At 71.8% G+C, this 22081-nt stretch carries 20 protein-coding genes; 7 read left to right on the forward strand and 13 right to left on the reverse strand.

Annotated elements, in window-relative coordinates; genetic code table 11:
- The first annotated feature begins 11 nt into the window (after window positions 1-11).
- Window positions 12-1634 carry a malate synthase A gene (gene aceB, locus ACZ4VK_RS12715; protein ID WP_468351396.1) on the forward strand — a complete coding sequence of 541 codons (1623 nt, stop codon included), beginning with the start codon at window positions 12-14 and terminating at the stop codon, window positions 1632-1634.
- A gap of 260 nt (window positions 1635-1894) precedes the next feature.
- Entirely contained in the window at window positions 1895-3040 is a 1146-nt protein-coding gene (locus ACZ4VK_RS12720) for a GDSL-type esterase/lipase family protein (RefSeq protein WP_468351398.1), read from the forward strand.
- Window positions 3041-3043: 3 nt separating this feature from the next.
- Here the strand turns inward: ACZ4VK_RS12720 and ACZ4VK_RS12725 are convergent, their stop codons facing one another.
- The 3 genes from ACZ4VK_RS12725 to ACZ4VK_RS12735 all read right to left on the reverse strand — a co-directional run bounded on the left by ACZ4VK_RS12725 (window position 3044) and on the right by ACZ4VK_RS12735 (window position 7091).
- Window positions 3044-4831, reverse strand: a complete 1788-nt coding sequence (locus ACZ4VK_RS12725) for a hypothetical protein (protein WP_468351400.1) — start codon at window positions 4829-4831, stop codon at window positions 3044-3046.
- A 64-nt stretch (window positions 4832-4895) separates the two neighbouring features.
- Window positions 4896-6035 (reverse strand): beta family protein, encoded by a 1140-nt coding sequence (locus ACZ4VK_RS12730; RefSeq protein ID WP_468351402.1) that lies wholly within the window; start codon window positions 6033-6035, stop codon window positions 4896-4898.
- Between the two features lie 108 nt (window positions 6036-6143).
- Window positions 6144-7091 carry a fibronectin type III domain-containing protein gene (locus ACZ4VK_RS12735; RefSeq protein WP_468352032.1) on the reverse strand — a complete coding sequence of 316 codons (948 nt, stop codon included), beginning with the start codon at window positions 7089-7091 and terminating at the stop codon, window positions 6144-6146.
- Window positions 7092-7256: 165 nt separating this feature from the next.
- Between ACZ4VK_RS12735 and ACZ4VK_RS12740 the strand changes: the two genes are divergently transcribed.
- Window positions 7257-7856, forward strand: coding sequence for a hypothetical protein (locus tag ACZ4VK_RS12740; RefSeq protein WP_468351404.1), 600 nt, complete (start codon window positions 7257-7259; stop codon window positions 7854-7856).
- 151 nt (window positions 7857-8007) lie between these two features.
- On the opposite strand, the gene ACZ4VK_RS12745 is transcribed toward ACZ4VK_RS12740, so the two are convergent.
- The 9 genes from ACZ4VK_RS12745 to ACZ4VK_RS12785 form a co-directional block, all read right to left on the reverse strand.
- Complete coding sequence (locus tag ACZ4VK_RS12745; RefSeq protein WP_468351406.1) at window positions 8008-8655, reverse strand: aspartate/glutamate racemase family protein; 648 nt, start codon at window positions 8653-8655, stop codon at window positions 8008-8010.
- 59 nt (window positions 8656-8714) lie between these two features.
- On the reverse strand, window positions 8715-10163 hold the full coding sequence (locus ACZ4VK_RS12750; protein WP_468351408.1) for a nucleobase:cation symporter-2 family protein: 1449 nt from the start codon (window positions 10161-10163) through the stop codon (window positions 8715-8717).
- A gap of 292 nt (window positions 10164-10455) precedes the next feature.
- Complete coding sequence (locus ACZ4VK_RS12755) at window positions 10456-11844, reverse strand: 8-oxoguanine deaminase (RefSeq protein WP_468351410.1); 1389 nt, start codon at window positions 11842-11844, stop codon at window positions 10456-10458.
- Between the two features lie 48 nt (window positions 11845-11892).
- Window positions 11893-13311, reverse strand: coding sequence for a nucleobase:cation symporter-2 family protein (locus tag ACZ4VK_RS12760; protein WP_468351412.1), 1419 nt, complete (start codon window positions 13309-13311; stop codon window positions 11893-11895).
- Between the two features lie 73 nt (window positions 13312-13384).
- Entirely contained in the window at window positions 13385-14308 is a 924-nt protein-coding gene (gene pucL, locus ACZ4VK_RS12765) for a factor-independent urate hydroxylase (protein ID WP_468351414.1), read from the reverse strand.
- Between the two features lie 5 nt (window positions 14309-14313).
- The gene (gene uraH, locus ACZ4VK_RS12770; RefSeq protein ID WP_468351416.1) at window positions 14314-14706 is read right to left on the reverse strand and encodes a hydroxyisourate hydrolase; all 393 of its coding nucleotides are present in this window, start codon (window positions 14704-14706) and stop codon (window positions 14314-14316) included.
- Complete coding sequence (gene uraD, locus ACZ4VK_RS12775) at window positions 14703-15245, reverse strand: 2-oxo-4-hydroxy-4-carboxy-5-ureidoimidazoline decarboxylase (protein WP_468351418.1); 543 nt, start codon at window positions 15243-15245, stop codon at window positions 14703-14705. The genes uraH and uraD overlap by 4 nt, the downstream gene beginning before the upstream one ends.
- A gap of 156 nt (window positions 15246-15401) precedes the next feature.
- Window positions 15402-15740 (reverse strand): helix-turn-helix domain-containing protein, encoded by a 339-nt coding sequence (locus tag ACZ4VK_RS12780; RefSeq protein WP_468352034.1) that lies wholly within the window; start codon window positions 15738-15740, stop codon window positions 15402-15404.
- A gap of 44 nt (window positions 15741-15784) precedes the next feature.
- Window positions 15785-16039 (reverse strand): YkoF family thiamine-binding protein, encoded by a 255-nt coding sequence (locus ACZ4VK_RS12785; RefSeq protein WP_468351420.1) that lies wholly within the window; start codon window positions 16037-16039, stop codon window positions 15785-15787.
- A 138-nt stretch (window positions 16040-16177) separates the two neighbouring features.
- Here ACZ4VK_RS12785 and ACZ4VK_RS12790 point away from each other — a divergent pair, with 138 nt between their 5' ends.
- From ACZ4VK_RS12790 to ACZ4VK_RS12805, 4 genes are all read left to right on the forward strand, one after another.
- Window positions 16178-17011, forward strand: coding sequence for a TIM barrel protein (locus tag ACZ4VK_RS12790; RefSeq protein WP_468351422.1), 834 nt, complete (start codon window positions 16178-16180; stop codon window positions 17009-17011).
- A gap of 48 nt (window positions 17012-17059) precedes the next feature.
- Window positions 17060-17950 carry a 2-hydroxy-3-oxopropionate reductase gene (locus ACZ4VK_RS12795; RefSeq protein ID WP_468351424.1) on the forward strand — a complete coding sequence of 297 codons (891 nt, stop codon included), beginning with the start codon at window positions 17060-17062 and terminating at the stop codon, window positions 17948-17950.
- A 213-nt stretch (window positions 17951-18163) separates the two neighbouring features.
- A complete protein-coding gene (locus tag ACZ4VK_RS12800) occupies window positions 18164-19621 on the forward strand; it encodes a catalase (protein ID WP_468351427.1) in 1458 nt (485 codons plus the stop codon).
- Window positions 19622-20109: 488 nt separating this feature from the next.
- On the forward strand, window positions 20110-20775 hold the full coding sequence (locus ACZ4VK_RS12805; RefSeq protein WP_468351429.1) for a GmrSD restriction endonuclease domain-containing protein: 666 nt from the start codon (window positions 20110-20112) through the stop codon (window positions 20773-20775).
- On the opposite strand, the gene ACZ4VK_RS12810 is transcribed toward ACZ4VK_RS12805, so the two are convergent.
- Window positions 20711-21931 (reverse strand): MFS transporter, encoded by a 1221-nt coding sequence (locus tag ACZ4VK_RS12810; protein WP_468351431.1) that lies wholly within the window; start codon window positions 21929-21931, stop codon window positions 20711-20713. The genes ACZ4VK_RS12805 and ACZ4VK_RS12810 overlap by 65 nt on opposite strands.
- Between the last annotated feature and the right edge of the window lie 150 nt (window positions 21932-22081).

Consider the following 22081-nt stretch of genomic DNA (forward strand, 5'->3'; position numbering starts at 1 on the left):
AGTGACAGTTCATGTCCGCACCAGCGCCGTCCCCCCTGGCCGTCGTCGATGCCGAGCCCCTGCCGCGTCAGGAAGAGGTGCTCACAGAGGCCGCCCTGGCCTTCGTCGCCGAACTGCACCGGCGGTTCACCCCGCGCCGGGACGAGCTCCTCGCCCGCCGGGCGGAGCGCCGCGCCGAGATCGCCCGTACCTCCACGCTGGACTTCCTGCCGGAGACCGCCGCGATCCGCGCCGACGACTCCTGGAAGGTCGCTCCGGCCCCGGCGGCCCTGAACGACCGCCGTGTCGAGATCACCGGCCCGACCGACCGCAAGATGACGATCAACGCGCTGAACTCCGGCGCGAAGGTCTGGCTCGCCGACTTCGAGGACGCCTCGGCGCCGACCTGGGAGAACGTCGTCCTGGGCCAGCTCAACCTGATCGACGCGTACACCCGGAACATCGACTTCACCGACCCCCGCTCGGGCAAGTCGTACGCCCTCAAGCCCGCCGGTGAGCTCGCCACGGTCGTCATGCGCCCGCGTGGCTGGCACCTGGAGGAGCGTCACCTCACCTTCGACGGACGCCCGGTGCCGGGTGCGCTGGTCGACTTCGGCCTGTACTTCTTCCACAACGCGCAGCGCCTGATCGACCTCGGCAAGGGCCCGTACTTCTACCTGCCGAAGACGGAGTCGCACCTGGAGGCCCGCCTCTGGAACGACATCTTCGTCTTCGCCCAGGACTACGTCGGCATCCCGCAGGGCACCGTCCGCGCCACGGTCCTCATCGAGACCATCACGGCCGCGTACGAGATGGAGGAGATCCTCTACGAACTCCGCGAGCACGCCGCCGGTTTGAACGCGGGCCGCTGGGACTACCTGTTCTCCATCGTCAAGAACTTCCGTGACGGCGGGGCCAAGTTCGTCCTGCCGGACCGCAACGCGGTCACGATGACGGCCCCGTTCATGCGCGCGTACACCGAACTCCTCGTGCGCACCTGCCACAAGCGCGGCGCGCACGCGATCGGCGGCATGGCGGCGTTCATCCCGTCCCGCAAGGACGCCGATGTCAACAAGGTGGCCTTCGAGAAGGTCAAGGCCGACAAGGACCGCGAGGCCGGCGACGGCTTCGACGGCTCCTGGGTCGCCCACCCGGACCTGGTGCCGATCGCGATGGCCTCCTTCGACGCCGTCCTCGGCGAGAAGCCGAACCAGAAGGACCGCCTCCGCGAGGACGTCTCCGTCGCGGCCGGCGACCTGATCGCCATCGACTCGCTGGACGCGAAGCCCACGTACGCCGGCCTGGTGAGCGCGGTGCAGGTCGGCATCCGCTACATCGAGGCGTGGCTGCGTGGCCTGGGCGCCGTCGCCATCTTCAACCTGATGGAGGACGCGGCCACCGCCGAGATCTCGCGCTCGCAGATCTGGCAGTGGATCAACGCGGGTGTCGTCTTCGAGACCGGCGAGACGGCCACCCCCGAGCTGGCCCGCAAGGTCGCCGCCGAGGAACTGGCCGCGATCCGCGCCGAGATCGGCGAGGAGGCCTTCGCGGCCGGCAAGTGGCAGCAGGCCCACGACCTGCTGCTCCACGTCTCCCTCGACGCGGACTACGCGGACTTCCTGACCCTGCCCGCCTACGAGCAGCTGGTCGGCTGACCGCAGCGATACGAGACAGGCTGACCGGCTGCCCGCACAGTTGCCGTAGCAGTCCTTCCGAACAGGGCCCCGCCCCCGGTGTCGCACAACACCGGGGGCGGGGCCCTGTCGTATGCCCTGTCGTCCCACAGGGGACGTGACGCAACCGAGATCTGCAGCTACCTAGCGGTAACAAGCCAGGGCGTGCGAGATTCCGCCATGCCACCGGCCGGCGGCTGTCCCCCACGTCACTGCGCACCGCATACCGCAGGAGCACAGCCATGCCTTCGACCCCCCACCGCGCGCTGCGCGCGTTCCTGGCTCTGTGTACCGCCGCCGGGCTCGCCTCCGTCGCCGTTCCGTCCGCTCAGGCCTCCCCCGGCAGCGGCCCCACCGCCGTCGTCGCCATGGGCGACAGCTACATCTCCGGCGAGGCCGGCCGCTGGCTGGGCAACAGCCTCACCAACTCCGGCAGCCGCACCGGCACCGACCGCGCCTGGACCGGCAGCGGGTACGACCCTTCCCGGGTGTACGGGAGCACCGCGGGCGGCTGTCACCGCTCCGACACCGCCGAGGTGAAGAGCGCGGGCCCGATCGCGAGCTCTCTCATCAACCTGGCCTGTTCCGGGGCGACGACGGAGAACGTCTTCCGTGCCTCCCGGGGCGGCGTGGCCTACAAGGGCGAGGCCCCCCAGGCCGACCAGCTGGCGGCGGTCGCCGCCTCGCACGACGTCGAGCTGATCGCGCTCTCGGTCGGCGGCAACGACCTCGGCTTCGCCGACATCATCAGCACCTGCGCGACCGGCTACATCGTCTGGTACTCGTACTGCCACGACGACCAGCAGGCCGAGGTCGACGCGAAGATCGACGGGGTGATGGCGAACGTCGGCAAGTCCGTCGACGAGATCCGGGCGGTCATGTCCGCCGCCGGATACGGCTCCGCCGACTACCGGATCGTCCTCCAGTCGTACCCCTCCCCCATCCCCCGCGCCGCCGACAACCGGTACTCCGAGAGCGGCTGGACCCGCACCAACACCGGCGGCTGCCCCTTCTGGAACGCCGACTCCGACTGGGCCCGCGACTCCCTCGTCCCGCAGATCGCCAACCGCCTGAAGGGCGTCGCCGCGGCCAAGGGCGTGCAGTTCATGGACCTGCGGGACACGCTCCAGGGGCGCGAGGTGTGTGCGAAGGCGAGCCGTCAGGTGACCTCGACCGCCCCCGCGTCGGGAACCACGAGCGAGTGGGCGCGCTGGATCGACAGCCAGAGCACCCAGGGCCTCGTCCAGGAGTCCATGCACCCCAACGCCTACGGCCAGCAGGCCCTCGGTCGCTGCCTTGCACTGATCCACGCCCGCCCCACCGGCAACCACAGCTGCCGCAACACGGCGGGGTCGGGACCGTCCTCCATGTACCTCACCGCGGGGTGACGTTCAGGGAGCGGTGAGGCCGAGCGGGCCGAGGACCCGCTCCGTCTCGTGGCGGTCCGCCGCGCTCATCGCCCGTACCAGGGCGGCGGACCCGCCGGGCCAGGTCGCGGCCGCCGTGTCGAAGGCGGTCCGGCGGGCTTCCAGGGGGCCCTTCTTCGCGGGCAGCGCGTCGAGGATGTACAGGGCCCGCGCCGAGGTGCCCACCTGGATCAGGTCGGACGGTTCGCCCCGCAGACGCAGGGCCTGATGGGCGTACGCGCCGATCACCGGGTCCCGGAGGGCGCCGCGCAGGGCGTCGGGCGGGGCGGCGGCCGTGTCGAGGGCGTTGAAAAGGCCGCGTACGGCCGCCGCGTCGGAGGTGCCGGCGTGGACGGTGCCGAGGGCGGCGAGCAGCTGGGACCAGGCGCCGGCGGTGTCCACGCGCGCGTGGAGCCAGTCGGCGAGGACGCGGGAGGCGACGCAGCCGGGCCAGCCCGCGGCGGCGGCGACCAGCTCGGGCGCCGCCCACTCCCGGACCTCGGCGGCGCGGGGCGCGGCGATCCCCCGGACCCGGAGCAGATAGCGCACGGCGCCCGCGCCGCGCGGGGTGAGCCCGAAGGCGTCGCCGGCGCGGAAGACGAGGCCGGTGGCGGCGAGCCGGTCGACGACGGCGGCCAGGTCGCGGGCCGGGCCTTCGAGCCCGGCCCGGTCGGCCTCGGTCGGCCCGGCCGTGCCGAGGAGCCGGACGAGCTCGGGCAACGGCGGCAGCGCGTACCCGTCGGACGCCTCGGCCGGTACCGGTACGGGCAGGTCCTCCAGGTCCGGGTCGACGGACCAGTCCTCGTACTCGGCGGCCTTGCGGGCGATGGACTCGGCGGAGCAGCCGCGCCGGTAGACCACGTACAGGAGATGCGGAGCCTCCCCGCCGTACGGCTCGAACTCCTCCTCCGCGAGCTCCTCGACGGCGGTGATGAGGGTGTCGGCGTCCTCCTCGACGGGCCCCGGCTCGATCGCGGGCGGCGGCGGTACGGGGCAGGCGGTGTCGCCGTAGTGGTCGAGGTGCTCGTCGAGCAGGGCGTCGGCGAGCACGAGGTGGGGGAAGGCGTCGGGTCCCGGCGCGAACCGGGCGTACGGTCCGGCGAGCTGCTCGGCGAGACCGGCGGCGGTCCACCGGTCCTGGAGCGCGGCGGCCACCTGCCCGATGCCGGTCGCGACGGCGTGGTCGGTGAGCAGCGGCCCGGCGGGCGGCGGCTCCTCGGCGTCCCGTACGTACGCGCGTGTGAGGGCCTCGGCGAGGACGACGTCCGCGAGGGCCGTACGCCCCATGAGGTCGGCCCGGTGCACCCCGTCGGGCAGCGGGGCCCCGTCGAGGGCGGGGAGCCGACGCCGTACGTCCTCGGGGTCGCTCAGGTTGGCGCCGCAGGCCCGCAGCAGGGAGGCGTACCAGCGGTGCCAGGTGAGGTTCCCCGGGTCGGACATGGCCCGCTCGAAGTCGGGCCCGGCCTCGTCGACGACGGCGGCGAGGCGCTCACGCAGCTCCCCGTCGAACCGTCCGGCGAGCTCCCCGAGGACCGTGGGATAGGCCTTCAGCTCCCCTGGTGCCGCGTACACGAACGCGGGCAGGTCCTCGACGAGCAGCTGCCGCACGAGCGCGGGCGTCGGCTCGGGCAGTCCGCTCACCCGGTCGGCACCCCGGAGCGCGAGCAGCCCCAGGACCGCCTCGGCGGCACGGACGAAAACGGGATCGCGGCGCTCGGGCGCTCCGTCGAGGAAGCTGTCGAGCCCGGTGTTGGTGAGAACGGTCTCGGCCACGCTTCCCAGGGTAGTTCGGCGGGGACGAATCGGGCGGACGACGCAGGCGGGGAGGGACGCGGAATCACAGGCGTCTCCGCAGGGCGCGGACGACCTGGGCCATGTGCTGGATGTGGCCCGCACGCAGCCAGACCTCGGGAGTGCCGACTCCCGGACGCCCCCCGCCGGCCGTACAGGAGACGAGCCAGCGCTCGCCCTCGCTGAACTCCGCTCCCCTGAAGCCGTCCGCGTCCACGATCTCCCGGACCAGCTCGCGGACCGTGTCCTCGCGGTCGGCCCCGTGGGTGGGCACCCGGACGAGCAGGAACGTGCGCTCGGTGGTGTAGCGCGCGACGCCCCACGGAGGACCGCCGCCCGCGCCCCCGGGTGTGTCGGCGCTCCCGGCGTGCGCCGCCGCGTAGTCGCCGTAGACGACGTGCCGGTCCGGGCGGTCGGGCCCGTCGACGAGCGTGTGCCAGAGGTCCCAGTCGAAGCGGTGCGCCTCCGCGAGGGGAGCTCCGTACGCCTCGGGGAACGTACGGGGGAAGGAGCCGGCCAGGACGACGACCGTGCGCCAGGGGTGGAGGGGGCCGAGCAGGCCGAGGGCGCGCAGCGCCCACTTCTCCGCCGGGCTGTGCTCGTCGACGACGGCTCCCAGGTCGAGCAGCAGGTCCACCGGGCAGTGCGCGAACGCGATCCGTTCCAGGAGACGGCCGACCCGGTCCCTCAGCATCTCGTCGGGCAGCGCGGTCGGGAACACGCGGACGCCGAGGCCGTTCCCGCTCAGACCGGCGGCCTCCGCGCCGGCCGTCTGTTGTGCCGGGGTCCGCTCCACGCCCGTCACCGGCCGGAGCGGGGTACCCGCCGCCGTCAGCCAGAAGTCCGTGGCGATGAGCTCCGTCGGGTCCTCCGTGTGAAAGGCGTCCACCCAGGCGGGCCGGCCGCGCTGCGCGGCCTCGATGCGGCGCAGGGCGGTCCGCAGATGGGCGGCGAGCGCCGTGGGGTCGGGGTCGGGCGGGTGGAGCGGCCGCCGGCCCCTGGTGCGGGCGCCGCCGACCCGGGGCGGGATGGTCCACAGCGGCGTCACGCACGCGCGTGCCCGGGGTTCCAGCCGGCTGTACGCGGCGAGCGCGCTCCGGCGCGCGGGCAACGCGGGTACGTAGAGCGGCCCGGACGGCAGCTCCCGGGGCGGGTCCGGTGTCGGCGCTGACGGCAGTGCTGACATCGGCTCGAACATCGCGCCCCCCGGTGGCCCGCTGCATCCCCTCTTCGCAGGGTGAGGGGCGGCGGGTGCACGGCGAAAGAGGGCGGTTCCGGCCAGCGTCCGACGCCGTCAGCGCACCACCACCGTCCGCGGTGCCGAGAAGTCGCCCCAGGTGCCGTCCGGGAGGCGGGCGCGGAGGGTGATGGTGTGGCGGGTGCCCGGGGGGTCCTGGACGGGGAAGGTGTAGGTGGCGCGGCCCGGGGGTGGAGTGGTGCCCCAGATGATGGTGGTGGCGAAGCGGCCGTCGAGGTGGAGTTCGTGGTGGGTGACCGGGGCGCCGGTGGCCGGCGGGGTCCAGGTGACGGTGATCGCGCCCTCGGTCGCGGTCGCGGTGAGACGGGTGGGGGCGGTGTTCGGTGGTGCTCCCGGGGAGGGGGCGGTGGTGAGGTCGGCGGGGGCGCTGTCCGGGGAGGAGTTCTCGGCGGCGTCGCGGGCGCGGACGGTGAACGCGTAGGCGGTGCCGGGGCGCAGGCCGGTGACGCGGGTGCTGGTGGCTGTGCCGGGCACGGTGTGGACGCGGGTGTCGGCCTGGTGGATGTCGTAGGCGGTGACCCGGGTGTCGTCCCTGGCCGGTGACCAGCGGAGGATGACGGCGCGGCTGCCGTCGGGTGTGGCGCGGAGGGCCGTCGGCGTGGTGGGGGGCGTGCGGTCCTCGGCGGCGGCGCGCAGGGTGGTCGCCGTGACGGTGGCGCTCGGGGGTGAGGCGTTGCCGGCGGCGTCGCGGGCGCGGACCGTGAAGGAGTGTCGGGTGGCGGGGGCAAGTCCGACCACGTCGGTCATCAGGGTGGTGGCGGGCAGGTCCTTGATCCTGCGGCCCTCGCTGTAGACCGCGTAGCCGGTGACGGCCCGGTCGTCGGTGGCCGCGCTCCACATGACGTGGACGGTGCTCGCGCTGCCGGCGGTCGCGGTGACTCCGGTGGGGGCGGTGGGGGCACGAGTGTCCTTCGGCGCGGGTGCCACGGCGTCCGAGCATCCGGTGAGGGTGAGCGCGAGGACGAGCGCGAGTGGGATCAACAGGCGTGTGGCGGGCGGGCGTTGCACAGGCCGGCCTCCGTCCGAAGCAGTCCGCCGAAAAGGTCCAGACCTATATCGCACAGCCGGGCCGACCGCGGCAAGGGGTCGTTGTCAGTGGCGTGCGCTTCACTGAGAACATCACTCTCCGTAGTCGATTCTGGGGGAATCATGACGGACCGTACGACCTATGTGAGCTTCGCCGGGGTACGCCGCCGGGGCTGGACCGACACGATGGTGCGGGATCTGCTCGGCACGCCCGACGTGCAGGGCCGTGACCCGCGCCGCTGGTCCCTCGCGCCGCTGCGGCTCTACCTCCTGGCCCGCGTCGAGACGGTGGAGCGCACACCGGAGTTCGCCGAGACCTCGGCGCTCTCCCCCGCCCGGTCCTCCGCCGCCGCTGCCCATGCCGAGCGGCGCAGGGCCGCCGTGCTGGCCGCGATCCGCGCGGAACCGATCGAGGTGCCCCGGCTGCCCGGACCCGAGCTGGAGCGGCGGGCCGTCCGCCACCGGCAGTTCCTCGCGGCGCGGAGCCCCGGGGCCCCGCCCGGGGCGTCGGCCGAGCCGCCCGCAGGGGCCCTCGTGCGGTGGCAGGTGACCTATCTGCGGCACACCCTCGCGCGGTACGAGGTGCTGCTCGACGGGCTGTACGGGGATTCCGGGCGCGGCGAGGCCGGGCGACTGCTGCGGCGGCGGCTGTACGAGGCGATCGGAGCCGCGTATCCGGCGCTGGCCGGTGAGTGTCGGCGCCGGATCGCGGTGGAGCGGTGACGGGAGCCGTGGAGGGGGCGGGGAGGGGAGCCGTGGAGCGAGCGGTGAGGGGAGCGGTGAACCGTGCGCGGGTCTGGCTCCGTGGTCGGTCCAGGGCGGGCGGGGATCGCTTCATGGCCGGCAGGGATCGTTACCGAATGGCCAGGGATCGCTACGGGGACAGTATGTGTGCGATCGCCCGGCAGGCCGCCGGGATCGGGGCGATGATCCTGACCTCGCACCGGGTCCTCAGTGCCTCCGCCGCCTCGCCCAGTGGGCCGCCGCCGATGACGACCGCCCGTGCGCCGTCGTGTTCCACGCAGGCGCGGACGGCGCGTTCCAGCTGGTCGAGGAGAGACGCCGGGTCGGCGGAGAGCTGTTCGGGTTCCCCCGTGGTGAGGCGGATACCGGTGTACCGGCCGGCGAGGCCGAGGGTCGTCACGTGTGCGGTGACGGCGTCGGCCAGGAGCGGGGTCGTGGTGGCGACGCCGAAGGGCGTCCCGTCGGAGGCCGCCTCTCTGAGGGCCGCTTCGCCGATGCCGATCACGGGGACGCCGACCGCCGCGCGCAGCTCCGCGACGCCCGGGTCGCCGAACGCTCCGACGAGGAGCGCCGCGCAGTCGCCGGCGGCGGTGGCGCGGAGGCCCTCGGCGAGGACCTCGGGGGCGGCGGCGCGCAGGGCGGCCGGGTCGGTGAGCATGCGGGGGCCGCGGGGCACGGTGACGCCTCGGACGGCGCGGGTGCGGCCGAGGCTCCGCCGGGCGATGGCGGTCATCATCGCGGTCGTGGCGGCGGAGGAGTTGGGGTTGACAAGCACCACGGCCCCGGGCCCCGCGGCGTGCGCGGGGCCCGGGGCGGGCGGTGGGGTGTCGGGCGGGTTCAGTGGACGTGCGCCGCCTTCGCCGTGTGGGTGCCGGAGATCTCCTCGCCGGGCTCCATCGGCGCGGTGACCTCGTCGTCGTCCCGGCCCTTACCCAGGTGGTTGAAGACCACGTTGAGCAGGACCGCGGCGACACAGCCGGTCGAGATGCCGGAGTCCAGGATGATCTTCGCCGTCTCGGGGAAGGCGTGGTAGAACTCCGGCGCCGTGATCGGGATGATGCCGACGGCCAGGGAGACCGCCACGATCAGCACGTTGTTGTCCTTCTCTAGACCGGCCTTGACCAGGGTCTGGATGCCGCTGGCGGCGACCGAGCCGAAGAGGACGACGCCCGCGCCGCCGAGGACCGGCCGGGGGACGACCGAGATGAGCGAGGCGGCGACCGGCGAGAGGCCCATGAGGACCAGGAAGCCACCGCCGCAGGCGACGACGAAGCGGCTGCGGATCCGGGTCATGGCGACCAGGCCGATGTTCTGCGCGAAGGCGCTGCACATGAAGCCGTTGAAGAGGGGGCTGATCGCGGAGCCGAGGGTGTCGGCGCGCAGTCCGGCCGCGATGGTCTTCTCGTCGGCCGGCCGGTCGACGATCTCGCCGAGCGCCAGCATGTCGGCGGTCGACTCGGTCATGGAGACCAGCATGACCACACACATGGAGATGATCGCGGCGAGGGCGAACTGCGGCCCGCCGAAGTGGAACGGGGTCGGGAAGCCGACGATGTCCGCCTCGGTCACCGGGGAGAAGTCGGTGACCCCGAACGGTATGGCGATGAGGGTGCCGATGACGAGGCCGACGAGGACGGCGATCTGCTTGAGGAAGCCGCGGGTGAAGCGGCGGAGCAGCAGGACGACGACGAGCGTGATGCCGGCCAGGGTGAGGAACGTGGTCGAACCGTAGTCGTCCGCCTTGGGGTTGGGCCCCTGGGCCCAGCCGAACGCGACGGGGAGGAGGGAGACACCGATGAGGGTGATCACGGTGCCGGTGACGACCGGCGGGAAGAACCGCACGAGCCGGGAGAACCAGGGGGCGGCGAGGAAGCCGAGGAGTCCGGCGACGATGATCGCGCCGAAGATCACGGGGAGCGCGTCGGCCTTGTTCTCGGTGGTGTCGACGATGGCGAGCATCGGCGCGACGCCGGCGAAGGTGACGCCGTTGACGAACGGCAGGCGGGCGCCGATCTTCCAGATGCCGAGCGTCTGCAGGAAGGTGGCGAGTCCGGCGGTGAAGAGGCTGGCGCCGGTCAGGAAGGTGAGTTCGGTGCCGGAGAGGCCGACGGCCGCTCCGACGATCAGGGGCGGCGCGACGACGCCCGCGTACATGGCGGCGACGTGCTGGAGGCCGCTGGTGAGCATCTTTACTGGGGGCAGCGTCTCGTCGACCGGATGTGTCTCGCGGTCTTCGGGGGCGGAGCCTGCGTCTGGTGCATTGCGAACCTGGGGCTTGGCGGCCACGGCGGTTCCTCCGGTCGGGTACACGTCGGCGGGACGCGGGTGTCAGGGAGGTGGTGCGATGCGGTGCGGGGTGCAGGAGGTGCGGCTCGTTGCGGTGGTGCGGTGCGCGCGTGGAGAGGACGGCGCGCGGAGGACGGGGTGCCCGGTGGGGGTGCGGGCGGGTGTCACCGTCCCGGGAGGTGCCGTACGTCTTCTGCGTACGGCACCTCCCGGTCGGGCTGCCGCGGACCCCGCTCGGGTCCGCGGCGACCGACCGAGGGCCGTCCCCCTCGGTCGGACTCCATGGGGAGGGTCAGCCCTGGGCCGCGATGCGGGCCAGGCGCTGGGCCTCCGCGCGTGCGTCGCGCGCGATGGTGTCCTCGTCGACGGTGAGCAGCCGGTCGTTCTCGACGATCTGCCTGCCGTTGACGAAGGACGCCGTGACCGGGGCCGCCGCGCCGAAGACGATGGCGGTGACCGGGTCGGCGATCGTGGAGTGGCCGAGGCCGTCGATCTTCCAGAGGACGAAGTCGGCGAGCTTGCCGGCTTCGAGGGAGCCGATGCTGTCGGCGCGGCCGAGGACCTGCGCGCCGCCGTAGGTGCCGAGGCGCAGGGCCTGGCGGGCGTTGAGCGCGGCCTCGCGGTGGGCGCCGAGGCGGTTGATGAGGAGGGCGTTGCGCAGCTCGGTGTGGAGCTCGCCCGACTCGTTGGAGGCGGTGCCGTCGACGCCGAGGCCGACGGGTACGCCCGCCTTCAGCATGTCGGGGACGCGGGCGATGCCGGCGGCGAGGCGCGCGTTGGACGAGGGGCAGTGGGCCACACCGGTCTTGGTGCGGGCGAAGGCCGCGATGTCGGAGTCGTTCATGTGGACGCAGTGCGCCATCCACACGTCCTCGCCGAGGAAGCCGGTGGACTCGAAGTAGTCCGTCGGGCCCATCCCGAAGAGCTCGTGGCAGAACTTCTCCTCCTCCACGGTCTCCGAGCCGTGGGTGTGCATGCGCACCCCGAGGCGGCGGCCGAGGGCCGCGCCCTCCCGGAGGAGTTCGGTGGAGATGGAGAAGGGGGAGCAGGGGGCGACGGCGATCTGGGTCATCGCGTCGAAGGAGGCGTCGTGGTACTTCTTCACCGTCTCCTCGGTCGCGGCGAGCGCGCCCTCGGTGGTCTCGACGGCGAAGTCCGGCGGCAGACCGCCGTCCTTCACGCTGCGGTCCATGGAGCCGCGGGCGAGGGTGAAGCGGACACCCATCTCGGAGGCGGCGCCGATGATGGCGCCGGAGAGGTCGCCGGAGCCCTGCGGGTAGACGTAGTGGTGGTCCATGGCGGTGGTGACACCGCCGCGGGCCATCATGGCCAGCGAGCCCTGGGCGGCCGCGCGCACCATCTGCTCGTCGATCCGCGCCCAGGTCGGGTAGAGCGCGACGAGCCAGTTGAAGAGGTTGTGGTCGGTCGCCATACCCCGGGTGATCCACTGGTAGAAGTGGTGGTGGGTGTTGACGAGACCGGGCGTGATCAGATGGCCGGTGGCGTCGATCCTCCGGACCACGTTCTCCAGGCCCTCGGGAGCCTTGCCGGCACCGATGGACTCGATCTTGTTGTCGGCGACGACGAGGTAACCGGAGGCGTACTCGGTGTCGTGCGCGTCGACGGTCGCGATCGCCGCGTTCTCGATGACGACGCGCTGGGCTGCCGAAGGTGCTGCCATGGCGGTGGTTCCTTCATTCCTCTGGGGTGGAGTGGGCACGGCAGGACCCTAGGAGGATTTGAGTGCCGGGGCCGTGTGACGGCTCCGGGTGCCGAGATGGTGGAAGAACAGGTTCAGCAGGACGGCGACGAGCGCGCCCGCGCTGATGCCGGAGCCGAGCACCGTCTGGGCCCAGGCGGGGAAGCCGGCGTAGAAGGTGGGCGCGGCGAGCGGGATGATGCCCGCTCCGAGTGCGACGGCCACCAGGATGATGTTGGAGCTGTCGTCGAGTCCGGCTTCCGACAGGGTGCGGATGCCGCTGACCGCGATCGAGCCGAAGAGGACGATGCCGGCGCCGCCGAGGACGGGCATCGGGACCATCGAGACGACCGCGCCGAGGACGGGGAAGGCGCCGAGGACCAGCAGGGCGCCGCCGGCGACGGCGACCACGTACCGGGAGCGGACCCGGGTGAGCGAGACGACACCGACGTTCTGGGCGAAGGCCGAGGTAGGGAAGCCGCCGAAGACGGGGCCGAGCAGGGTGGCGATGCCGTCGGTGCGCAGGCCGCGGGTGATGGTCCGGCCGTCGCTGCGCCGCTCGCAGATCTCACCGAGGGCGAGCATGCCGGCGCTGGACTCGGTCATCAGGACCAGCATGACGATGCACAGGGAGAGGATCGCGGCGGGCTGGAACTCGGGGGCGCCGAAGGCGAAGGGGGCGGGCAGGGCCGCGACGGGTGCCTCGCGCAGGGCGGTGAAGTCGGCCATCCCGAAGGGGATCGCGGCGAGGGTGCCGATGAAGAGGCCGAGGAGCAGGGCGATCTGCTTGACGAAGCCCTTGCCGAAGCGCTGGAACAGCAGGATGACGACGAGCGTGAATCCGGCGAGTGCCAGGTACTTCATGGCGCCGAAGTCGACTGCGGTCCTGTCGCCGCCCTGCGCCCAGCCGACGGGCACGGGCATCAGGGTGACCCCGATGAGGGTGATGACGACGCCGGTGACGAGCGGCGGGAAGAAGCGCAGGAGCCTGCCGAAGAAGGGTCCTACGGCGAGGCAGAAGACTCCGGCGACCATCACCGCGCCGTAGATGGCGGGCAGTTGGTGTCCGGGGGCGCTGGTCTCGGCGATGGCGAGCATCGGGGCGATGCCGGCGGAGGAGGCGGCGTTGACGAACGGGAGCCGGTTGCCGGCGAAGCGTCCGACGCCGATGGTCTGCAGGATGGTCGCGCAGCCGGCGATGAGCAGGCTGGCCGCGATGAGCCGGGTCATCCCGGCGGCGTCCAGGCCGACGGCCTGGCCGATGATGAGCGGAGGGGTGACGACGCCGGCGTACATGGCGGCGATGTGCTGGAGTGCCGCGGGGACGAGCCGCGAGGCGGGGAGCTTCTCGTCCACCGGGTGGCACTCGGCCGAGGCCGTGGCAGGGGTGGACGGCGAGGTGGAACACGGGCCTTCGGCGTGCGCCGGCCCCTTTGCGGGCTGTGCCATGGGGGTTCCCTCCGGTCCGGTGGTCCGGCCCCGCCCGACTGCGGGCGGGCGGGGCCGGTCACTCGGATGCCGCTTAGAGGTTGGTCATGTCGACCGGGATCTGCGCCGTGGCTCCGTCGCGGAGGACGGTGGCCTCGATGAGGCCGTACATGCGGTCGGCGGCGTAGTAGACCTCGTTGTCGTTCTTCAGGCCGAAGGGCTCGAGGTCCACCAGGAAGTGGTGCTTGTTCGGGAGCGAGAAGCGGACTTCGTCGATCTCCGAGCGGTGGTTGATGATGCGCGTGGCCATCTGGTACAGCGTCTGCTGCAGGGAGTACGAGTACGTCTCCGAGAAGGCCTCGAGCATGTGCTTCCTGGTCTGCTCGTAGGACCGCTCCCAGTGGGGCATCCGCTGGTCGTCGTCGGTCCAGTTGAACCGCCAGCGGGCGGACACCTGCGTGGCCAGGATGCGGTCGTACGCCTCCTGGAGCGTCGTGTACTGGTCCTTGATGTAGCCCCAGAACTCCGAGTTGGTGGAGTTCATGACGACGAGGTCCTTGAGGCCGGAGATGACCTCCCACTTCTCGCCGTCGTAGGTGACCTGGGTGACCCGGGTCTCCTGGCCCTTGCGGGCGAAGGAGTGGTTGACCTCGTCGGCCCCGATGAACTTGGAGTTGGCCTCGGAGGGCGCGATGCGCTCCCAGGCGTACTCCTCGATCCGGATGCGCGCCCGCTTGATCGGCTCCTGGCTCGTCACGAAGTGGCGGGCGAGGTGGATGCCGAACTGCTCGGCGGACTCGATGCCGTACTCCTTGGCGAACGCGAAGACGGTGTTCTTCGTCGTGTCGGTGGGGAGGCAGTTGGCGTTGGAGCCGGTGAGGTGGACGTCGTCGAGGTCGCCGGAGAGGGCGACGGAGACGTTGAGGTCCTTGATGTGGTGGGTGTCGCCGTCCCGCGTGATCTTGACGACGCGGTTCTCTGCTTTGCCGTACTGGTTCTGGCCGAGAATCGTGGGCATGTCTGCTAGCTCCCTCGGTATACGGAGTAGCCGAACGGGTTGAGCAGCAGCGGTACGTGGTAATGCTCGCCCGGGGTGACGGCGAACGTGATCGCCACCTCGGGGAAGAACGCACCGCTGTCCCTTACGCGGGGGGCGTCCTGCTGCGCCTCGGCTTGCTTCTTGTTCGTGAAGTACTGCTCGACCTCGAAGTCGAGACGTACGTGGGTGGTGCCCTCCGGCAGCGCCGGGAGGTCCTTGCACCGTCCGTCGGCGTCGGTGGCCGAACCACCGAGCGCGACCCACTCCGCGCCGGAGCCGCTGCGGGCCGCGAGCGTGATGGCGACGCCCTCGGCGGGGCGGCCGATGCTGGTGTCCAGGATGTGCGTGGACACCGAGGCCGTGGTGTCGGTGCTCATGCGGAGCTCTCTTCCTCGGAGGTCTCGGGGGTCTCAGGGGTCTCCACGAGACGGTTCAGCCGGATGCGGTTGATCTTGCCCAGTTCGGTGCGGACGATCTCCCGCTCCGTCTCGGGCGAGTTGCCGATCCGCTGCCGGAGCGCGTCGCGCATCTGCTCTCCGGTGAGGCCGGTGGCGCAGATGAGGAAGACGTGTCCGAACCTGTCCTGGTACGCCAGGTTGAGTTCGAGCATCTCGGTCTTGAGCTCCGCGGAGGCGCCGGCCATCCCGCTCTGTTCGCGGGAGGAGGTCGGGTCCCCTGCCTTCGGACGACCGATCGGCGGGTGCCCCGCCATCGCCTCGGCCAGGTCTTCCGCGGTCAGCTCGGCCATGGCGGCGTCGCTGGCGAGAAAGAGAGCTTCGGCGGTGGTGTACGGGCGCTGGGCGAGGATCTTGCTCCCCCACGCCGAACTGGAACACACCTCGTGGAGCGTGGCGACGGCCTCGCTGTCCGCTGAGGTGTTGAACCGGGTGAGGCCCGGTGTCGTACCTGAAGTCACGGGAAGCCTCCGTGGCTGTTTTTCGCTGTGCGTCGGACGGGCTGCGGATAGCTAACGCCCTCCGCAACACAACGTCAACACTTTGTTGAAAACTCGGCCACGCAAAAGCCGTCGTCCCGACATCCGGACGACGGCTCCTGGTCACCACATGATCAACTACTCGGCCGTGGGGGCCTTTCCCCTGCTCAGGGCGGTCTCCCTGTTGAGGTAGTTGTACACGGTGAAGCGGCTGACACCCAGTGCACCCGCCACCGTCTCCACCCCATGGCGTACCGAGAAGGCCCCCCGCGCCTCAAGGAGCCGGACGGCCTCCTGCTTGGACTTGCGGTCGAGCTCGGCCAGTGGCATCCCGTGCCGCCGCTCCATCGCCGCCAGGATGTGGTCGAGGGAGTCGGACAGCTGGGGCAGCCGCACGGCGAGCACGTCCTCCCCCTCCCAGGACAGGACGACGTCGTCGGCTTCCGCCTGCGCGGGGACCAGCACCTCGGCGCCCATGGCGTCGACCAGGGGCTTCACCGCGGCGACCAAGGGGTGCTCGCTCACTTCTCGTCCTCCCCGATCACGTTCACCTGGAGCGAGACGCGGGTGGCGCCGGCCGCGAGCGACGAGCGCAGCAGCTCGTCGACGGCGGTGAGCACCGCGTCGGCGCCGCCTTCGGCCGTGTTGCCGAAGGGGCCGACGTCGACCGCGTCCAGCTCGGCCGACTGGATGACCTCACGGGCCACGACCGCGTGCGCCGGCGCCTCGTCGAGGTCGAACGGCTCGGTCGTGAACTCCACTCTCAAACGCACCATGGCCCCACGCTACGGCCCCGCTCGCCCCTACGGGAGCCCCGGACCTGCGGGGACCTCTTGACAAGCGCGCCGCCCGCCTTGCAACATTCCGTCAGACAGAAACTTACTTCCGCGATACGGAAGGAGCGCCAACCTCTCATGGGACTCATGGACCAGCGCTTCGATGTGAACCTGTCGATCCTCTTCACGGAACTCCCGCTCCTGGAGCGCCCCGCGGCCGCCGCCGCGGCGGGCTTCACCGCGGTCGAGCTGTGGTGGCCCTGGATCGACACCGCCACCCCCGAGCAGAGCGAGCTCGACGCCCTCAAGAAGGCTCTTGAGGACGCCGGCACCCAGCTGGTGGGCCTGAACTTCTACGCCGGGCAGCTGCCCGGTCCGGACCGCGGAGCCCTCTCCGTGCCCGGCGACGAGTCGGACCGCTTCCGCGCCAACATCGAGGTGGCGGCCGACTTCGCCGCCTCCGTCGGCTGCAAGGCGCTCAACGCGCTCTACGGCAACCGCGTCGAGGGCGTCGACCCGCAGATCCAGGACACCCTCGCCCTGGAGAACCTGGTCCTGGCCGCCCGCGCGGCGGACCGGATCGGCGCGATCCTGCTGATCGAGACCCTCAACAAGCCGGAATCGCCGCTCTACCCCCTGGTGAGCGCCCCCTCCGCCATCGAGGTCGTCGACAAGGTCAACGCGGCCACCGGACTCGGCAACTGCAAGTTCCTCCTCGACATCTACCACCTGTCGATGAACGGCGAGGACGTCAGCCAGGTCATCGCGGAGTACGCCGCCAAGACCGGCCACGTCCAGATCGCGGACAACCCGGGCCGTGGCGCGCCGGGCACCGGCGAGCTGCCGCTCGAGCAGCTGCTCGACGAGCTCAGGAAGGCCGGTTACGACGGCTGGGTCGGCCTGGAGTACAAGGCCGCCGACGCCGCCGCGTCCTTCGAGTGGCTCCCCGCCGAGGCCCGCGCGGCCCGCTGACCGGCCGACCCCTCCCCGTACACCAGTTTTTTGGAAGGCACCCTCACCATGAGCAATCTCCCCAAGGTCGCGTGGATCGGTCTCGGCATCATGGGCTCCCCCATGTCCGAGAACCTCCTGAAGGCCGGCTACTCGGTCACCGGCTTCACCCTGGAGCAGGACAAGCTGGACCGGCTCGCGAAGGCCGGCGGCACCGCCGCCGGGTCGATCGCCGAGGCCGTCAAGGACGCCGACGTCATCATCACGATGGTGCCCGCCTCCCCGCAGGTCGAGGCCATCGCCTACGGCGAGAACGGCATCCTGGAGAACGCGAAGCAGGGCGCGCTGATCGTCGACATGTCGTCGATCACCCCGCAGACCTCGGTCGACCTGGCCAAGAACGCGAAGGAGAAGGGCATCCGCGTCATCGACGCGCCCGTCTCCGGCGGCGAGGCCGGCGCCATCGAGGCCGTCCTCTCGATCATGGTCGGTGGCGAGCAGGCCGACTTCGACGAGGCCCTCCCGATCCTGGAGGCCCTCGGCAAGACCATCGTGCTCTGTGGCCCGCACGGCTCCGGCCAGACGGTGAAGGCCGCCAACCAGCTGATCGTCGCGGTCAACATCCAGGCGTGCGCCGAGGCCGTGGTCTTCCTCGAGAAGTCCGGCGTGAACCTCCAGGCCGCCCTGGACGTCCTCAACGGCGGTCTGGCCGGCTCCACGGTCCTGACCCGCAAGAAGGACAACTTCCTGAACCGCGACTTCAAGCCCGGTTTCCGGATCGACCTGCACCACAAGGACATGGGCATCGTCACCGACGCCGCCCGCAACGTCGGCGCCGCCCTCCCGGTCGGCGCGGTCGTCGCCCAGCTCGTGGCCTCGCTGCGCGCCCAGGGTGACGGCGGCCTGGACCACTCGGCCCTGCTGCGCGCCGTCGAGCGCCTCTCCGGCCAGCAGGTCTGACCCCAAGGGCCCGTCCTTCGGGTCGGGCCGCAGCCCCTTCACCGGGGCCCCTGATTTCCGGTCGGCGGCGGCGCTGACACCTGTCCTGTCGCGCCCAGGCGCCGCCGCCGACCGGAACACCACACTTCCTTTTCAACAAACTGTTGACGTTACGTTCGAGCCGAACCTACGCTCCTCGCACCGTTCAGCAGAGCTCCCGTACGGAAGGTCACGATGTCGAAGCGCGTGCTTACGACCGAGTCCGGCGCCCCCGTCGCCGACAACCAGAACTCCGCCACCGCCGGCGTCGGTGGCCCTCTGCTCCTCCAGGACCAGCACCTGCTGGAGAAGCTCGCGCGCTTCAACCGTGAGCGGATCCCGGAGCGCGTGGTGCACGCCCGCGGCTCGGGCGCGTACGGCCACTTCGAGGTGACCGACGACGTCACCGGCTTCACGAAGGCCGCGTTCCTCTCCGAGGTCGGCAAGAAGACCGAGACGTTCATCCGCTTCTCCACCGTGGCCGACTCGCTCGGCGGCGCGGACGCGGTCCGCGACCCGCGCGGCTTCGCCCTGAAGTTCTACACCGAAGAGGGCAACTACGACCTCGTCGGCAACAACACCCCGGTGTTCTTCATCAAGGACCCGATCAAGTTCCCCGACTTCATCCACTCGCAGAAGCGCGACCCCTTCACGGGCAAGCAGGAGCCGGACAACGTCTGGGACTTCTGGGCGCACGCCCCCGAGGCCACCCACCAGATCACCTGGCTCATGGGCGACCGCGGCATCCCGGCCTCGTACCGTCACATGAACGGCTACGGCTCGCACACCTACCAGTGGACCAACGAGGCGGGCGAGGCCTTCTTCGTCAAGTACCACTTCAAGACGAACCAGGGCATCCGCTCCCTCTCCGCCGACCAGGCCGCCGAGCTCGTCGGCAAGGACGCCAACTCGCACCAGACCGACCTGCTCCAGGCGATCGAGCGCGGTGTGAACCCCTCCTGGACCCTGTACGTCCAGGTGATGCCGGCCGCCGAGGCCGCGGACTACCGCTTCAACCCGTTCGACCTCACCAAGGTGTGGCCGCACGCGGACTACCCGCTGCAGCGCGTGGGCCGCCTGGTCCTCGACCGCAACCCGGACAACGTCTTCGCCGAGGTCGAGCAGGCCGCGTTCTCCCCCAACAACTTCGTCCCCGGCATCGGTCCCTCGCCGGACAAGATGCTCCAGGGCCGTCTCTTCGCCTACGCGGACGCCCACCGCTACCGCCTCGGCGTCAACCACACCCAGCTGCCGGTCAACGCCCCGAAGGCGACCGTGGCCGAGAACTACGGCCGCGACGGCGCCATGGCCACCCGCCAGGGCTCGCGCCACGACAAGAACTACGAGCCCAACTCGTACCAGGGCCCGGCCCAGACCGACGCGGCGCTCTCCGCCCCGCTCGCGATCCACGGCTGGACCGGCACCCACGAGGCGCCGCAGCACACCAAGGACGACGACTTCTTCCAGGCCGGTGAGCTCTACCGCCTGATGTCCGAGGACGAGAAGGGCCGTCTGATCGCCAACATCGCGGGCGGTCTGTCCCAGGTGTCCCGCGAGGACGTCATCGAGAAGAACCTCGCGCACTTCGCCGCCGCCGACGCGGAGTACGGCAAGCGCGTGGCGGAGGCGGTCCGCGCCCTGCGCGAGAACTGACCGCACCGCGGTAACCAGACTGCGTATGGCACCTGACGGGAGGTCAGTGCCGTACGTGGTCCGGATCGCCGGCCCGGATGAGGGGTGGCCGGCGAACCGGACAAGCGTGAGGACCGCGGCGGTGCCGAGCCAGTGCGGTGGTAAGGGCGCCGGGCCCCCTTCTTGACCTGAAAGAAGGGCAGGCCGACGCGCCCGTCGACACCGCCGCGGTCCCAACGCCCCCTGTCAGGGGATCACCAAGCCACCGCCCGGCGGCGCGAACGTCCTGTCGCGCCAGCCTCGTGCCGTCGGGCGGTCTCAGGACGAAGAGCGCGGAACCAGGTTTACGGTCCCTGGTTCCGCGCTCTTCTACGTGTCCGCGTACGGGCTTCGTGTACGCGTACGAGCCCGCAGCGCATCGTTTCTGCGGTGAAGATCCGCACCCGGTCGGGGGAGCGCATCGCGATTCGGGTTCTCTGCGCCCCGGGGCCGGCGCTATCCACTGGTGCGTGATCAAGAACCTGATGCGCGGGCTCGCCCCGCTCGCCCTCGTCCTCTCCCCGCTCGCCGTCCCCTCCCCCGCCCTCTCCGCCGGCGTCGTCCTCTTCCCGGACGCGCTCGCCGAGCTCCCCGAGGCCTCCGAGGACACGGCCGGCTACAAGGAGACGGCGTTCCCCCACTGGAACCAGGGCCTCGACCCGGCGGACGGCTGCGACACCCGGGGCGAGGTGCTCGTCGCGGAGGCCGTCGACGCCCCGAAGACCGGCAAGGACTGCGCCCTCACCGGGGGCATGTGGACCTCGTACTACGACGGGCAGAACGTCACCGACCCGGCCCTCCTCCGCGTCGACCACCTCGTCCCGCTCGAAGAGGCCTGGCAGTCGGGGGCGTCCGGCTGGACGGCCGAACGGCGCGAGAAGTACGCCAACGACCAGGGCGCGGCCGCGACCCTCGTCGCCGTCACCGCCCGCAGCCAGAAGGACAAGGCCGGGCGCGACCCCGCCGAATGGGTGCCCGCGGACAACGCCCGGTACTGCCGTTACGTCGGCGAGTGGGTCGGCACCAAGCTGCGCTGGGGCCTGTCGGTCGACAAGGACGAGATGGAGGCGCTCAAGCTGTTCGCCGACGGTCCGTGCGAGGACACGGTCGTGCACCGCTCGACGGCGCCCCGCTAGAGCGCTCCCGGTCCGCCCGCGCGAGCGCCGCGGTCACGGTGAGCGAGGCGAGGGCGAGCAGCACCATCCCGGTGCGCGGTGACGTGTACTGGGCGAGGGTGCCGGCCAGCGCCGCGCTCACCCCCTGGAGGGCGAGCATCCCCGAGGTGTGCAGCCCGAGCGCGTGACCGCTCGAATCCTCCGGCACCAGGGCCATCAGCCGCTCCTGGTGCAGGAGGCTCGCCCCGTACCCGACCGCCGAGACCGTCACCACGAGCAGCGCGAGCGGCAGCGCCGGGTCGAACGCGAACACCAGGAACGGGGCCGCGAGCAGCGCCTGGAGCGGGAAGCGGATCCGGCCGCGCAGCCGCGCCGGTACGAACCGGCCGACGGCGACGTCCCCGGCCAGCATGCCGAGCGCGGCGCAGGCGAAGAGGAGCCCGGCCCGCCCGGGGTCGTACGGCACGAAGAGCGACTCGCAGCCCACGATCAGCCCGTTGGGCACCCACAGCGCGAGGTAGCAGCGGCGGCGCTCGGGCGAGGACCACAGCAGCCGGTTGGTGCGCCAGGTCTCGGCGACCGAGGCACGCCCCGGGGCACGCGGCGGACGCGCCCCGAGGCCGGCGCGGGCGAGGAGGGCGGCGGCGAGGTAGAGGCCCGCTCCGACGAGGACGGCGCCGCGCGGCGAGAGCAGGGCGACCAGGGCGCCGCCGGTCACGAAGCCGCCGATCTGGCAGGCGCCGACGGCCATGTTCATCAGCGAGCGGCCGAGGAGGAAGTCCTCGCGGGCGAGGATCTCGTGGAGAAGCCCGTAGCGCACGCCGCCGCCCAGCGAGGCCACGAGCCCCTCGGCGAGCAGGATCACGAAGAGCGCCCAGGTCGGCAGGGCGGGGATCGCCAGGACGGCGGTGCCGAGGGCGAAGAAGAGGGCCATTCCGGCGAGCGCGCCGCGCGGCGGCAGCCGGTCGGCGGCCGAGAGCAGGGTCGTCGCGCCGAGCAACTGGGCGAGCGAGGGGCCGAAGAGCGCGAGGGCGGAGAGCAACGGGGAGCCGGTCGCCCGGAACACCAGCGTGGCGAGCCCGAGCCCGGCCACCGTCTGGGCGGCGGTGTGGACGGACCCGGTGAGGAAGAGCGGGGTGAACTCGGGCGTACGGAAGAGGTCACGGTAGCGGGGCATGCCGGGAGTCTCCGGGGGCTCGGTCGCCGCCGATATTGTTTCGCGGGGAGGCGAAAGGTCGGGGCGCGGACGGGCGGGTGCCGCGTCCACGGAGGGGCGGGGGCCGACCGGGGCGTCTCACGGACGTGAAAGGACGAGGACGCCAACCGG

The organism is Streptomyces sp. NPDC028711 (genome assembly GCF_055565415.1).